This is a genomic window from Acinetobacter uliginosus (assembly GCF_044130295.1).
Taxonomy (GTDB): domain Bacteria; phylum Pseudomonadota; class Gammaproteobacteria; order Pseudomonadales; family Moraxellaceae; genus Acinetobacter.
This window is the reverse complement of record NZ_JBIQOC010000031.1, coordinates 1-14,925: the sequence shown is the minus strand read 5'-3', so window position 1 is coordinate 14,925 and position 14,925 is coordinate 1. Positions and strand designations below refer to the sequence as shown.

Here is a 14,925-nt window from a genome sequence, read left to right as displayed (position 1 = left end):
AATTGCGTTTTCATCTTTTCCTTTGTTGCAATGATTTATCTTACAAATTATTTATTGATCCTGATAAAAACAGCCTTAGGATGAAAAGGTCATTAAAACAAAAAATCAAAAGGTGACCTCATGTTCAATCCGAATACTTCTATAAAAAATCTGCTACAAGGTCCGCAGACCGATGCTTTTATTGCTCTGGTTGCACGTGTATTGATGGCCTATATTTTTCTGATGTCAGGCTGGATGAAAATCAATGCTTATGCTGCAACTGCCGGCTATATGGAATCTAAAGGTGTACCGGGCAGTCTGCTGCCTTTGAGCATCCTAGTCGTCGCTGGTGGTGGTCTGGCCCTGTTCTTTGGCTTTCAGGCCCGCCTGGCTGCTTTGGGCTTAGCCATTTTACCTTTATTTGCGGCTTTATTTTCCACGGCACCGGGACTCCGGATGATGCCATTCACCTGATGAAAAATATTACCATGACTGGTGGACTATTGTTCTTGATGTTGCATGGTGCAGGTAAATTCAGTGTAGATGCCATGCTAGAGAGATCATCACCAGGATTGAGGAAAGTACAAGGCTAACTTCAGCTGATACAGGTCTTTTTGTAATTACATAAAACCTATGCACAGTACATAAAAGCTGCGTACAAATTGCCAGGATTTTGCTTCAATAAAGCTTGATGAAGCTACCAAAGTGGAGTCAGCCATGAAGCAAATGTTATGGGTAATTTTTATCTCTGGTGTAATGTTTTCTACAGCATCTTGGGCGGGTAAAAGTGATCAGATGATCGTGAATGAAGCTGCCCAAAATATGGTAACGGTTGTAGAAGCAAAACAACTGGCAGATGAAACTGCAGTGACATTATCCGGCGTTATTGTCAAATGAATACGGGGCGATCATTTTGAACTCAAAGATGGTTCCGGTTCAATTGACATTGATGTAGATGATGATTTTTAGAAACCGATGGGCTTAAAGGCCGGTGATCAGGTGAAAGTGATGGGTGAAGTGGATACTCAAAGTGATCAATCCACCAACATCGATGTTGTTAAAATAGAAAAACTGGTAAATCCAAAGGATAAATGGCTTTGGTATAATCAGAACTAAGCTGCAAGATTTGACTTAATCACCAAAGTCCTAGAGAGCATACGACACGGTCTAAACAGATGAGGTCGATATCCATCATGATGAAATTGAAGGATATCTAAATCGTGAAAATAGAAAAATGGTAACATAAATAAGGCATCCGACTGGTGCCTTGTTGTGCCAGAAATATAATGCAATCAACGAATTGAAAGCCTTGTGCGAATAGTGTGCTTAATGCGCCGAAAAATGATAGAATGCAGCGCTTATTTCGTTTGCCTTGCATAGTTGTTTGTCATGACTACCAATACTCAAATCACTGAAGACCGCATCCTGATTCTGGATTTCGGTTCTCAATACAGTCAGCTTATTGCACGTCGTGTACGTGAAGCTGGCGTATATTCTGAAATGTATGCCTATGACATGTCTGAAGAAGACATTCGCGCATTTAAACCAAACGGTATCATCTTGTCGGGTGGTCCGGAAAGTGTTCATGAAGAAGGTAGTCCACGTGCGCCTGAAGTTGTATTCAACCTGGGTGTACCTGTATTGGGTATTTGCTACGGCTTGCAAACCATGTCCGAACAGCTTGGCGGTAAAGTAGAGCCAGGTACCGTGCATGAATTTGGTTATGCTGCGGTAGACGTTTTGGTTCGTGACCAGCTTTTGGGTGATTTAGACGATGGTGAAAACAAACTCAATGTTTGGATGAGCCATGGCGATAAAGTCAGTGCAATTCCGGAAGGTTTCCAGGTGACTGCCAGTACACCAAGCTGTCCATTTGCAGCGGTAAGCGATGAAAAACGTCGTTTCTACGGTGTACAGTTCCACCCGGAAGTGACCCATACTGCAAAAGGTGCCGAGTTATTGTCTAACTTTGTACACAGCATTTGTGGTTGCCGTAATCTTTGGAACTCGGAAAACATCATCGACCTGCGTGTTGAACAGTTACGTGAACAGATTGGTGATCAAAAAGTATTGCTTGGTCTTTCAGGTGGCGTAGATTCATCTGTAGTTGCTGCGCTTCTTCATAAAGCCATTGGCGACCAATTGACTTGCGTATTCGTAGATAATGGCTTGCTTCGTTTGAACGAAGGCGAGCAAGTGATGGATATGTTTGCGAAAAATATGGGTATCCGTGTAATTCGTGCCGATGCTGAAAACCGTTTCTTGTCCGCTCTCGCAGGTGAAGTTGACCCTGAGAAAAAACGTAAAATCATTGGTCGTGAATTCATTGAAGTCTTTGCTGAAGAAGCACGTAAACTTGATGGCGTAAATTTCCTTGCACAAGGCACAATTTACCCGGACGTGATTGAATCAGCTGCAACTAAAAACGGTAAGGCACACGTAATTAAATCACACCACAATGTGGGCGGTTTACCAGAAGATTTAGCCTTTGAACTGGTTGAGCCAATCCGTGACCTGTTTAAAGATGAAGTACGCCGTTTAGGTACTACTTTAGGTTTGCCACACGAAATGCTTTATCGTCATCCATTCCCGGGTCCAGGTTTGGGCGTGCGTATTTTGGGTGAAGTGAAAAAAGAATATGCCGACATTCTTCGTCTGGCTGATGACATCTTCATGCAAGAACTTCGTGCCAGCGGTTGGTATGACAAAACTGCTCAAGCCTTCGCTGTATTCCAACCGGTTAAATCTGTTGGTGTAGTGGGCGATGGCCGTCGTTATGCATGGGTAATTGCACTTCGTGCCGTTGAAACTGTGGACTTTATGACAGCACGTTTCGCGCATCTTCCATATGAACTGGTAGACAAGATTTCAACGCGTATCATGAACGAAATCAAAGATGTTTCACGTGTGGTTTATGACGTGTCATCTAAGCCACCAGCAACGATTGAATGGGAGTAACTTTCAGCATAGCTGAAAGTCTTGCGAGGTGACAAAGCAGTGCTTTGTTATTTCACCTCTCAGGGTTTCAGGAAGCACTGCTTCCTGCCTAAATTACGCCATGAGCAAAATTAAAAGCATTGCTTTGAATTTTGTGCAAGATGCGCGCGGCAGTTTAGAAACCTAGAATTGTTCCAATAAAAAGAGCGCTTAGGTGCTCTTTTTTACATTTTAAAAAATTAATCTATTGAAGAATAGGAATAAATATTTTGAGCCACTAAATTCGGCTTGAGTATGCAAGTCGAGCGCAGTTTTCATATTTATAAAATAGACCAAGACCGTTTCGATGAGGATAATTTCTAATTATTCATGGGTATAAATCGCCACCTGATTGCGTCCATTTTTCTTGGCTTGGTAGAGTGCAATATCGGCATTTTTAATCAGCAGGTTTAAATCACTTTGATTCGGCTGCAGTTGAGATACCCCAATCGACACACTGAAATTAAAAAAGCACTTATCTTTAACACAAATTTGATGGCTTTCAATTTTTTGGCATAAGCGGTTGGCAATATTCATCGCATCTTCCAGTGTGGTATCGGGTAGCAAAGCAATAAATTCTTCCCCCCCAAAACGGGCCAGTACATCGCTATGACGCATTTCCCGGCGAGTAATATCAGCCAGTACCCGCAGCACTTCATCTCCAACATCATGACCATAGGTATCATTAATATTCTTAAAAAAGTCGATATCAAACATCAATAGACAGGTTAAATTATATTTGGGCCATTGCTGTATGTTCTGTTCGGCCAGTTGTAAAAATTGTCGGCGGTTATATAGCTGGGTCAGTTCATCCGTATGCGCCATTTCAGTTAAGGTGTAATAGTTCCAGTCATTGAGTAACACCCGCAAAAAATTACGTTTTGAATTTAAGGTGTTATTCCAGCTGATATACATGCTGAGCAATAAAACCGGCGCGTAAATGAGTGAAAATAAAATCAGTTCCTGGACGCTGACTAACCTGAATACGCCATTAAAAATCACCGCACTAATCAGCAGGGAACTAAAAATGGAATTACGAAAAGATACCTGTATGCATAAATTGCCCAATAAAATAAAAATGATGCTGGCGTAGAGATACGTATTCACAACGGGACTATGTGATAAATACAGCAGTTCAAGCCATATTGCAGCTGCAGCTGCAACAGATGCTGGCAGCAGGCTATCCAGAATTTTAATATTCTTGCAGTAGCGGAAAGCCAGCCAGTTGACCGACAGTGCCAAGATGACAAGACTGAGCCGTGCAATACCGGACAGCATGCCAATGTCCGGTAATAAAACCCAATCGACAAAGAAATAGCTTAAAAAAGTCAGCTGACCAATAAAATTGACGCATTTTAAAAACTGTCGTTGGTGCTTATTTTGATAATCCAGATAGTATTGTTGAAATTGTTCCGGAATACGGGTGCTAGGATGTTCTAGTTGGTGTTCTATCTGTTTTTGATTGGCGAGCGTACACAGCTGCTTGGGTAAAATGGCAGTTCCGATATTGGAATATTTATCTTCATTGTTCCCGATATGATTATATTCTTGATTTTCAGAGTAATGAAAATTTTCCTGCTGTCCTTGGGACATGATTATCCTCTTCTATAGCAGATTGGTCAGGGAGAAATAGTATGCTGAGGAAAAATATCTGTATACAGAAGACTGGGTAAGTCATCGCTATAATTGTGACAAAAAATTTTTTTCCTATAAAATTCATATGAATAGGGTAAAAATAGTCAATCATTTATCGCGTTTAGGCCTTGTTTTATGAAGAAAATTTCAAAAATAATATTGTCCTGTCCATAGTATTCAGCGTACTAACTTTAACTATAGGCTGAATGATGAAGAGTCTATATGATTGATAACAATAGGTAGGACTTACAAGAACAGTCGTGTTCATGAAATTCAGGATAGTCATATGACCAATAGCAGCTATACAGAGCTTTCCAATTCGGACGATTGTGAAAAATACGTAAACCGCTTTATTCAGGAATTTCCTTTGCGTAGTGCGGAAATTGGACAGGGCACGGTGATTAAGCGCGCCTTGCCCAGTCGCCATAAGCGTTTAATTGGGGCATGGTGCTTTCTGGATCATGCGGGTCCCGTGACTTTTCCTCAAGGTGATGGTCTGGATGTAGGACCGCATCCGCATATTGGTTTGCAGACTTTTACCTGGATGATTGAAGGTACAATGATGCATACCGACAGCTTGGGTAGCAAACAGCTGATTCGTCCCAAACAGGTCAATTTAATGACCGCAGGATATGGCATTTCCCATACTGAAGTGGCACCGGAAACCGAAACCCATATGCACGCTGCACAGCTCTGGATTGCCTTGCCGGATGACAAGATTAATATGGCGCCGCGTTTTGATCATTATCCGGAACTGCCGGTGGTGGAAAAAGATCAGGTTGAATTTACCGTACTGGTGGGGGAGTTCTTGCAAACCCGGTCCCCGGTTGCGGTGCATAGCGAATTGCTGGGTGTGGATTTAACTGCACAGGAATCCACCACCACCCGAATTCAACTGAATCCGGAATTTGAATATGGTTTTATGGTGCTGGAGGGGGCTGCTGAAGTCAACGGTCATGAACTGACAGACGACAACATGGTCGTGCTTGAACCAGGCATGACTGAAATTGAAATCCGCTTACATAAAGGCAGTCGAGTACTGTTGTTGGGTGGTGAACCTTTCGAGTCACCGATATTACTGTGGTGGAACTTTGTCGGGCGGACTCAGGAAGAGCTTTGCCAAGCCCGTGACCAGTGGATGAATCAGGATGACCGTTTTGGCACCATTCCTGACTATCTGGGACCTCGCCTGGAAGCACCTGCATTCCCCAATAAAATGCGAGCCTCAAAATAACAATAAAATTCAGGATGTTTGAATATGGCCATTATTGCAAATGCAGAAGTACAGAGCCTGGATGAACCTTGGTCAGGCGAAGTGAAAAGTGGCAAACACCAGTTTATGACGGATAAACCTGAATTCTTGGGCGGGCAAGATCAGGGTCCTGCACCTTATGATTTTATTTGTTCCGGACTGGTTTCTTGCACCATGATTACTTTGCGCATGTATGCCAGTCATAAAGATATAGAACTCGGTCAATTTTCTGTAGAAGCCGATTTTAATGTCAATAAAGAAGGTAAAGAATCGATTGAGCGTCGCTTGTCTTTTGCTCAGCCCTTATCGGATGAACTGAAACAAAAACTTTTAGACATCAGCAGTAAAACACCAGTCACCAAGACACTGTTACGCAGTCTGGACATTAAGACGGTTCTGCTTTAAATCCATGATCCGATAGTCATGACATTGTCTACAAAGCAGAATGTCATTTTTCCAGTAGATCGGTCATGATCAAAATATAAAAATAGAGGTCAAAAAAATAATGATTACACTGCACCATTTAGATCAATCGCGTTCTTTTCGAATTTTATGGGCTTTGGAAGAACTGGCTCAAGATTATCAGGTCAAGTTTTATAAACGTTTACCTACTTTTGCGGCACCACCTGAATTAAAACTGGTTCATCCCTTGGCTAAAGCACCGATCTTGACTGATGAGGACCAGACTATTGTTGAATCGGCAGTGATTTTGCAGCATTTGCAAGAAAGTTATGATACAGCGCAGAAATTTAAGCCGAAGGCCAAAAAAGACCAGCAACAATACCGCTACTGGATGCACTATGCCGAAGGCTCCTTAATGCCGTTATTGCTGATGCAACTGGTGATGAACAATGTACCGAAACGTGTACCCTGGCTGATTAAGCCAGTGGCACATAAAATTACTTCTGGCGTGAAGGCGGGATTTATTCATCCGCGTTTAAAAGATCATATTGCTTATCTGGAAGATTACTTGTCCACGCATGAGTATTTTGCCGGAACATTTTCTTTTGCCGATATTCAGATGTGGTTTCCACTCGATGCCATTCAATCCAGAACATCCGGTTCATATCCCAATATAACCAAATATCTGAAACGTCTTGAGGAACGGCCTGCTTTTCAGCGAGCCAGGTTCAAGGAACAAAGCCTGACTTAAAACAGGTAGGTGGCCTGTTTTAGATCAAGGTTAAAATAGGCAGGTCTAGCAGAGTTTGTACAGGCGTTCTTTAGGGAAAATGACTTTAAAAGTCGAGCCTTCATTCTCTTTGGATTCAATTTCCAGATGTGCGCCGTGTTGCATCAACACATGTTTGACAATAGCCAGACCTAAGCCAGTGCCACCGGTTTGACGGCTACGCGCACTATCCACACGATAGAAACGTTCGGTTAAACGTGGCAAATGTTTGGGGTCAATCCCGATGCCGGTATCTTGAACGGTAAAGATACCGTGTTCACCGTCATCATGCCAGCCCATGGTAATGGTTCCACCTTTAGGGGTGTACTTAATGGCATTGGTAATCAGGTTGCTAAAGGCACTGGCCAGCTCGGTCTCGGAACCGATCAGGTCACAATGACTGTCAATGTTGAGATTGAGCGCATGGTGATAGTCGACATTATAGGCTTGTGCGTCATCAAACAGCTGGTTCATCAGACTTGGCATTTCAATAATCTGGTTTTTCGCGATTTTTTTGTCATTTTCTAAACGCGACAATAGCAATAGATCATTCACCAAGGCATTCATTCGCTTGGTTTGCGCCTGCATCTGGTCGAAGGCACGTTTCCAGCGCGGGTTTAAATCTTCCTGATCGGTAAAGGTTTCAATATAACCGCTGAGTACGGTAAGCGGGGTACGTAATTCATGGGAAATATTGTCGACAAAGTCTGTGCGCATCTGTTCCAGATTATGCATGCGGGTCACGTCATAAGCCACCAGTAAGCGGCTTTCCCCACCAAAGCGGGTCATTTTGACTTGTACATAATGGTCTTCAAAGGCCGAAGATTTCATTTTCAGGCCATCGGGTGCTTCGTCAATATGGTTAAAATATTCAATAAAACTGGGCTGGCGCAGAATGGTTAAAATATTGCGACCGCGATCTAGCGGTTGAATACCCAGGAGTTTTTCTGCGGCCGGATTCCACCATTCAATCTGGTGCAGATCATCAATTAGTACCACCGCTTCAGCCAGCGCCACCAGTGAAGATTGCGCCCGATCAATCAGGCCGACCATTTCTGCCTGAACAATACGCTCCTGACGCTGCGAACGATAGACATTAAACAGCAAGGCTCCCCAGATGCCATTTAAACTGGGTGGCACATCATAAGGACGGTTGGAAATCCATTCATTGACCAGATACAGTGAACGCAATTGCAAGGCAAAAAACACCGTAAGGGCGATGAGAATAAAAATCCAGAAATACCCAATCCCTAAACCGATTAAACCTGCGATCAGCAATAAAAAGGCCAGCAGACGTAAATCTTGCTTGGCAAAAGTCCATAAACTGCTGTAACGAAACTGTTTATGTTCTCGCGCAAGTTCCGGGACGGGGTAGGGTTCATACATAAAATATAGTTGACCTAAATGACGACTAACCTAAAGCGACATCTGCGCGGGTAGAAAAACGGTAACCTGTACCACGAACCGTTTGTACATAACGGTCTGCACCAAACGGTTCCAGCACTTTACGCAAACGACGGATATGTACGTCAATGGTACGATCTTCAATATATACGTTACCACCCCAGACCTGATCCAGCAATTGAGCACGGGTATAGGCACGTTCCGGATGCGTCATAAAAAAGGCCAATAAACGGTATTCTGTGGGTCCCATTTCTAAAATATTATGACCATGACTGACCCGCTGGCTGACAGGGTCGAGTACCAGACCATTAGCATCAATAGTTTTTTCACCGTTTAGGGCATTGGCACGGCGTAACACGGCCTTAATGCGGGAAACCAGTTCACGGGTGGAAAACGGTTTGGTCATATAGTCATCTGCACCGGCATCCAGACCTTGTACTTTATGGTCTTCTTCAGCGCGGGCAGTGAGCATGATCACGGGAATTTCTGATAGGGTTTCATCGCGTTTCAGACGGCGGCACAGATCTACACCGCTGACACCACCCGGTAACATCCAGTCGAGTAGAATAAGCACAGGGCGTTGATCCACAATCATTTGATGGGCCTGTTTGGCATCTTCAGCCTGTAGGCATTGGAAGCCCGCCATATCCAGCGAGGTATGGATCATTTCCCGGATCGGGAGCTCATCATCGACGATTAATATATAGTCATCTTTCACAGCGCAATACCCTATTTCACGTAAACGGTGGACCGTTTTATATTTATGACAGGCTTATTACAAAGATTAATTATGACAGTATCATTGCAGAATAGGTAGTTCGACTGAATTTAGCAAAAAAATTGTCACAATTTAAAATAAGATACAATCAAGAATTTAAAATAAATCAGTTAGATAAATATATTAAATTCAAGGTGTTGAGTATTTTTTGATAGTTTGGTGACCAGGGCTGTGCCGGAATCATATTTTTTCTTTTTTCGAAAAAGTCTCAAGCAGTGATAAAAAAACGATACTGCAAGAAGACAGTACATCCTCTATGGAGAGCTTGAAACCACTGACCACCCAGCGGATGGCGATTTGCGTGACATAGCCATTTAAACCGGTCGAAATCATCGAAATTTCACATTCAGAGCGGTTAATGTTCGGCATCATCAGCATCACAAAGGCATGAATCATACGGTCAAAACGTGACATGGTTTCATGGATGGTGGCCTGGTTATGCAGCTCCTGAACCAGCATGGCATCAATATAAATAATCCGTGCCATACCCGGATTGTCTTTCAAGGTGGTGAGCAGGGCGGTTAAACCGGCTTCGATCATTTTCCGCGGATCGGTCGAGGCCTGCATAATCGCCTGCGTGACATTGTGCTGTAACTGATCAATCAGCTTTAAAAAGATGGTCTGAAACAGTTCATCACTTTTCTTAAAGGATTCATAGAAATAGCGTTCAGTCAGTTTGGCTTCCGTACAAATATCTTTGACTGTGACTGCAAAAAAACCATGTGTACCATAGGCTTCAATTCCGGCTTCAATCAGTTTTTCTCGACGTGCCTGTTTACGTTCGCTTAAAGACATCCCTTTAAATTGACGTTCTTTGGTTTTTGCCGGTTTATTTTGATTTTCTTCGAAATTTTTGTGCTGTTCAGTCATAGATGTGGTGTGCCGAATGAAATCGAGGTTTTGCCTTATATTAACAATAATTTATCTTTAGACCTATGTTTAAAACAAAGCAGCAGCTTTTCCAGTACAGGGAGGAATAGACCATATATTATATTGACAATTGTTATTGTCAAAATTATATTGGATGGATGAACTGCAATCTTCCAGACAGAAAAACAATCGAAATGTTTAGATGGATGAGGCAGCAAGCTGAATAAGGATAGCTCATGAAAAATTTTAAAAATAAAGTCGCAGCCATTACTGGTGCAGGGTCGGGTATTGGGCAGCAATTGGCCGTACTTTTGGCCAAGCAAGGCTGCCATTTGTCTTTAAGTGATGTCAATGAACAGGGTTTGGCGAAAACAGTTGAACTGGTCAAAGACAGTCATGTCCGTGTGACGATAAAAAAAGTCAATGTGGCCAAACTGGAAGAAGTGCGCGCGTGGGCTGCTGAAACTGTTCAGGATCATGGTTCCGTCAACATGATTTTTAACAATGCCGGTGTGGCATTGGGCTCAACCGTGGAAGGGGCGAGTTACGAAGAACTGGAATGGATTGTGAATATTAATTTCTGGGGCGTGGTGTATGGCACCAAAGAGTTCTTGCCTTTAATCAAACAATCGGGTGAAGGGCATATCATCAATATTTCCAGCCTGTTTGGCCTAACCGCACAGCCGACCCAGTCTGCCTATAACGCGACCAAGTTTGCTGTGCGTGGTTTTACCGAATCCTTGCGGCAGGAACTGGATATTGAAAACTGCGGTGTTAGCGCGCTGTGTGTACATCCTGGCGGTATTCGGACCAATATTGCCAATGCAGCAAAAATGAATGACAGTATCCGGTCTTTAGGCATGCATCCGGAAAAATCAGCCAGGTCTTTTAATAAATTATTACGTTGTCCGCCTGAAGAAGCAGCCCGCCAAATTTTGGAAGCAGTGCAAAAAGACAAGCGCCGTCTGCTGATTGGCAACGACGCCAAAACCCTGGATTTAATCCAGCGTATTTTGCCGACCGGTTATCAGCGTGTCACAGCATTTGCCACCAAGTTAAGCAATAAAAACAAAAAATCGGCTTAAAAATACGGCTTTTAAAAAACCCGCAAATTGCGGGTTTTTTTATGTGCTGAAATGCAGCTTTTCAAATCCTCTCCAAAGTATGCTTTTTTAAGTTTTAACCCGTCAATTAAAGTGATAGGAGAGACTCAGAAATAATTTGATATCTAAAAATAAGAAATAAAAATAAAAAAACCAGCTGAATTTAAATAAGCAAGTGTTGAATTATCAACACACATATCGCGTTAAAACCAACATATTTGGTTGGGATAATGGTAATAATTATATATAAAATAATAACTTAAAATGTTGGCATGCTTGTTGTAATAACAGGGAGGTGTAATGATAAGAAATTAGGTAAACCTCATGACAGTTTTAAAAGATTTAAAGGCAAAACAATCGCGTGCTGCTCAAGTGCGTTCTCAACTTGATTATCCGGTGATTGATACGGATATCCATACCAATGCCTATAGTCCGGCTCTGGAGGATTATATTGCGCAGTATGGGGGTTCACGTGTGGTCGATGTATTTCATAGCCATTTAAAAAGTAATGGTTTAAACGCATTAGCGGCAGAGTGGTACAACGCTAGCCCGGAAGAACGTAAAAACCGTCGTCTATTCCGTCCGCCATTTTGGGCACTCCCTTCAGAAAATACTTATGACTTGGCAACGGTTGCCTTACCGGGCTTATTGTATGAGCGTCTGGAAGAACTCGGTACGGACTATGCTGTGCTCTATCCGAATCTGTCTTTATTTCCAATTAATTCATCCAATGATGACCTGCGTCTGTCCTTAACCCGTGCAATTAACCATTTCCATGCCGACATCTATAAGCCTTATGCTACCGTCTGACGCCAGTGGCTGCGATTCCGCTGAATACGCCGCAAGAAGGGATTGAGGAACTCGAGTTTGCACAAAAGTTGGGATTAAAAGCTGCCCTGATTCCGGGTGCAGTACGTCGTCCAATTCAGGCTGTTGCAGAGAAATATCCTGAAGATACAGACCTGCGTCGTTATGCTTACTGGTTAGATTTCTTCGGTATTGACAGTGAATATGACTACGACCCGTTCTGGCAAAAGAGTGTGGATTTGGGGATTAACCTGTCGACGCACTCGGGCAGTCAAAGCTGGGTGGCACGTAATTCACCAAGCAATTATATGTTTAACCACATTAACCATTTTGCCGATGCCTCTGAAGCATTGGCCAAAGCCTTGTTTTTTGGCGGTGTCACTGAACGTATTCCACAGCTTCGTATTGCACTTTTGGAAGCAGGGGCTGCCTGGGGACAAAATGTGTTAACTCATCTGGTTGACCGTTTTGAAAAACGCGGTAATGAACATGTGCAACAGTACAACCCTGAGCGGCTAAACCGTGAATTGGCGCTAGAGCTCTATCGTCAATATGGACATACATTGTACCAGGGTCGTGAACTGAATGAAGCTGAGATTATCGAGAGTTTATTTGGCGTGGCTTCAACTTCACGTTTCCAGACGCAAAATCCAGCTGAAATAAATGATTTTGCCTTGGCCAAAATACAAAACAAACAAGACATTTGGGATCGCTGGGTACCGAACTTCTATTTTGGCAATGAAGCAGACGATCGCACGATTGTCGGTGCATTGAATCCTAAAGGTAATCCATTTGGTCAGAAAATTAATGCGCTCTATTCATCAGATTCAGGCCATTGGGATGTGCCTGAATTAACTGAGCCGTTGGCAGAAACTTGGGATCTGGTTCAAGAAGGCGCGATTACGGCAGAAGACTTCAAGGCCCTGGTATTCACCAATCCATACCAATTCTATACCGAGAATAATCCTGATTTCTTCAAGGGAACGCAAGTTGAACACAAACTGAAAAACAATCAGGCCGCTTAAACCTAACTATTTGGAAAATTGAAACAACCTCATGCCTTTGGCATGGGGTAGGGGAAATTTTGTATTTAAAACAATAGATGAAGTGAATGTAACAATTAGAAAGACGAGTTTAACTGTTGCGATTGGATTTATTCTGACGACGACATCGAGTTTTAGTTTTGCCCAGGATGCCACTCTCAACAAGCAATTGGAGGGACTCAAAAAGCAGATTGAAGTTTTACAACAGCGTTTAAATGCAGTGGAAGTGCAAAGTTCGACATCCACAAAAAAAGCAGTTGTTCCAGCCACTGTGAATGCGGATAACAGCGAAGAACTGACCGCTCAAGACAGCGAAACTGGCGAAGAAGTCGTAACGGCTGAAGCGACCCCTGCAACATCCGACGATATTGAAGGTTTACGTGCCGATATCGAAAACTATAAATATGACCAGTCTCGTCAGTATGAACGTCAAACCGTGAAGTCGACCCGCGATACGACTTTATTCGGTACGGTGCAACTGCGTGCCAATGTGCAGGACAATAACACTGCGCCCAATACGCCTAAATCGAGCTTTGATGTGGGTACGGCATTGCTGGGCGTGCGCGGTAACTTGTTTAAAGATTATAACGAAGGCAAAAACCTCGATTACCAAGCCTCATTCGGCTATTCAAAACGTAATGATGGCAGCAACAACAGTAACTTTAACTTGCTGGATGCTTATCTGCGCTATCACGTATTTTCCACCAATGGCGGTGCAGAAGTTCCCAAGCTGAACCTGACTTTGGGTCAACAACTCTTGCCATTCGGCTTGGATGTGCAATCTCCGGAAGATTTACGCCCCACTATCAGCACTGCAACCGCACCCACGTATCTAGGTTTATTTACCCGTCAAAATGGCTTGATTGTGCGTGGCGATGTCAAGCCATTTGTGGACTATGGTGCGAACTATCGTGCCCCACTATTTGAATACGCGCTTGGGGTGACCAACGGTAATGGCAGTAATAAAACCGATGACAACAATAGCAAAGATTATATTGGTCGCGTGGCATTTACCTTACCTGTGGATTATGCCAGCTGGCTTCGCGAGCTGAAATTCGGTGCGTCCTATATTAAAGGCGAAGCAAAATTATCCGGCTCAGGCATTAGCGACAACAAAGCCAAACGTGATCGCCTTGGTTTTGACGTGTATTACAACCATGCACCCTTTGGCGTGACCTATGAATATCTGCAGGGCAAGACAAATTATATCGATACGACTGTACCAGCCATAAAAGAAGCCAAAGCAGAAGGCCATACCGTCACTGCATTTTATACCTTGGGTGACCAGTTCTATAACAGCATTAAATCCAATGCCAAGTTTGATGATTTCTGGCCGAAATCAGTTCAGGGTTACTACCGTTACGACAGCTATAACCCGAATAAAAATCAGAAAGATTATCTCGATAGTGCAAGTGGCCGTATAGGTGAATATGACATTCATTCACTGGGTCTCAACCTGTTTTTTGCCCAGACCACCAAATTCCAGTTACAGCTCAATCACTACATTTATGACATTGAGACTGCCACCCAAAAAGACACTAACGAATTGCAGGCGCAATTCCAGTACACCTTTTAATTTTGATTGTTAAGGAACAGATTTAATGAAACTTTTTTCTAAAAAAATTGCGGCAACATTTCTAGCCCTCTCCGCATTCGGTTTAAGTTTACACATCCATGCCGCCAACCCGAAAGAAATCCGCATTTCTATGTCGGGTGCCGGTGAAGGCGGTAAGCCAAAAACAGGCGGGAGCTTTGTTGCTTCAGCGCATTTACGTGGTGTGTTGGAACAGGAATTTAAGAAAGTAGGACTTACGCATTGACGGATTCAAAAAAGTATTAAAATACTTTATAAAGCATCTGTGATCAGACGAATTAAAAATGCTTCTACAGCAACTTGTACTCTACCC

13 protein-coding genes and 2 pseudogenes are annotated in these 14,925 nt (G+C 43.0%); 11 read left to right on the top strand and 4 right to left on the bottom strand.

Translation table 11 applies throughout. From position 1 onward, the window contains the following. The first annotated feature begins 120 nt into the window (after positions 1–120). The 3 genes and pseudogenes from ACE01T_RS07800 (at position 121) to guaA (ending at position 2,937) form a co-directional block, all read left to right on the top strand. Positions 121–572: pseudogene (locus ACE01T_RS07800) on the top strand (DoxX family protein). Positions 573–735: 163 nt separating this feature from the next. After that, positions 736–1,095, top strand: a pseudogene (locus ACE01T_RS07795) (NirD/YgiW/YdeI family stress tolerance protein). A 273-nt stretch (positions 1,096–1,368) separates the two neighbouring features. Then, positions 1,369–2,937 carry a glutamine-hydrolyzing GMP synthase gene (guaA, locus tag ACE01T_RS07790; protein WP_166169817.1) on the top strand — a complete coding sequence of 523 codons (1,569 nt, stop codon included), beginning with the start codon at positions 1,369–1,371 and terminating at the stop codon, positions 2,935–2,937. 342 nt (positions 2,938–3,279) lie between these two features. Here the strand turns inward: guaA and ACE01T_RS07780 are convergent, their stop codons facing one another. Further along, positions 3,280–4,548: a GGDEF domain-containing protein gene (locus ACE01T_RS07780; protein WP_180080969.1), complete on the bottom strand. Its 1,269-nt coding sequence runs from the start codon at positions 4,546–4,548 to the stop codon at positions 3,280–3,282. Between the two features lie 328 nt (positions 4,549–4,876). On the opposite strand from ACE01T_RS07780, the gene ACE01T_RS07775 reads away from it, so the two are divergent. From ACE01T_RS07775 to ACE01T_RS07765, 3 genes are all read left to right on the top strand, one after another. Continuing rightward, a complete protein-coding gene (locus ACE01T_RS07775; protein ID WP_180080967.1) occupies positions 4,877–5,824 on the top strand; it encodes a pirin family protein in 948 nt (315 codons plus the stop codon). Positions 5,825–5,848: 24 nt separating this feature from the next. After that, positions 5,849–6,247 (top strand): OsmC family protein, encoded by a 399-nt coding sequence (locus ACE01T_RS07770; RefSeq protein WP_180080965.1) that lies wholly within the window; start codon positions 5,849–5,851, stop codon positions 6,245–6,247. Between the two features lie 100 nt (positions 6,248–6,347). Continuing rightward, complete coding sequence (locus ACE01T_RS07765; protein ID WP_180042890.1) at positions 6,348–6,995, top strand: glutathione S-transferase; 648 nt, start codon at positions 6,348–6,350, stop codon at positions 6,993–6,995. 45 nt (positions 6,996–7,040) lie between these two features. Here ACE01T_RS07765 and phoR read toward each other — a convergent pair whose 3' ends face one another. The 3 genes from phoR to ACE01T_RS07750 form a co-directional block, all read right to left on the bottom strand. Further along, entirely contained in the window at positions 7,041–8,399 is a 1,359-nt protein-coding gene (phoR, locus tag ACE01T_RS07760) for a phosphate regulon sensor histidine kinase PhoR (RefSeq protein WP_086196671.1), read from the bottom strand. Positions 8,400–8,424: 25 nt separating this feature from the next. Then, positions 8,425–9,135, bottom strand: coding sequence for a phosphate regulon transcriptional regulator PhoB (gene phoB, locus ACE01T_RS07755; RefSeq protein WP_180080961.1), 711 nt, complete (start codon positions 9,133–9,135; stop codon positions 8,425–8,427). Positions 9,136–9,375: 240 nt separating this feature from the next. Continuing rightward, on the bottom strand, positions 9,376–10,065 hold the full coding sequence (locus ACE01T_RS07750; protein WP_395519060.1) for a TetR/AcrR family transcriptional regulator: 690 nt from the start codon (positions 10,063–10,065) through the stop codon (positions 9,376–9,378). A gap of 236 nt (positions 10,066–10,301) precedes the next feature. Here ACE01T_RS07750 and ACE01T_RS07745 point away from each other — a divergent pair, with 236 nt between their 5' ends. The 5 genes from ACE01T_RS07745 to ACE01T_RS07725 all read left to right on the top strand — a co-directional run bounded on the left by ACE01T_RS07745 (position 10,302) and on the right by ACE01T_RS07725 (position 14,838). Continuing rightward, positions 10,302–11,150: an SDR family NAD(P)-dependent oxidoreductase gene (locus ACE01T_RS07745; protein ID WP_180080957.1), complete on the top strand. Its 849-nt coding sequence runs from the start codon at positions 10,302–10,304 to the stop codon at positions 11,148–11,150. Positions 11,151–11,492: 342 nt separating this feature from the next. Beyond that, complete coding sequence (locus ACE01T_RS07740; protein WP_395519059.1) at positions 11,493–11,978, top strand: hypothetical protein; 486 nt, start codon at positions 11,493–11,495, stop codon at positions 11,976–11,978. Positions 11,979–11,983: 5 nt separating this feature from the next. After that, positions 11,984–13,000 (top strand): amidohydrolase family protein, encoded by a 1,017-nt coding sequence (locus ACE01T_RS07735; protein ID WP_395519058.1) that lies wholly within the window; start codon positions 11,984–11,986, stop codon positions 12,998–13,000. Between the two features lie 94 nt (positions 13,001–13,094). After that, complete coding sequence (locus tag ACE01T_RS07730; RefSeq protein WP_180080953.1) at positions 13,095–14,594, top strand: carbohydrate porin; 1,500 nt, start codon at positions 13,095–13,097, stop codon at positions 14,592–14,594. Positions 14,595–14,619: 25 nt separating this feature from the next. After that, entirely contained in the window at positions 14,620–14,838 is a 219-nt protein-coding gene (locus ACE01T_RS07725; RefSeq protein ID WP_395519057.1) for a hypothetical protein, read from the top strand. Positions 14,839–14,925 lie beyond the last annotated feature (87 nt).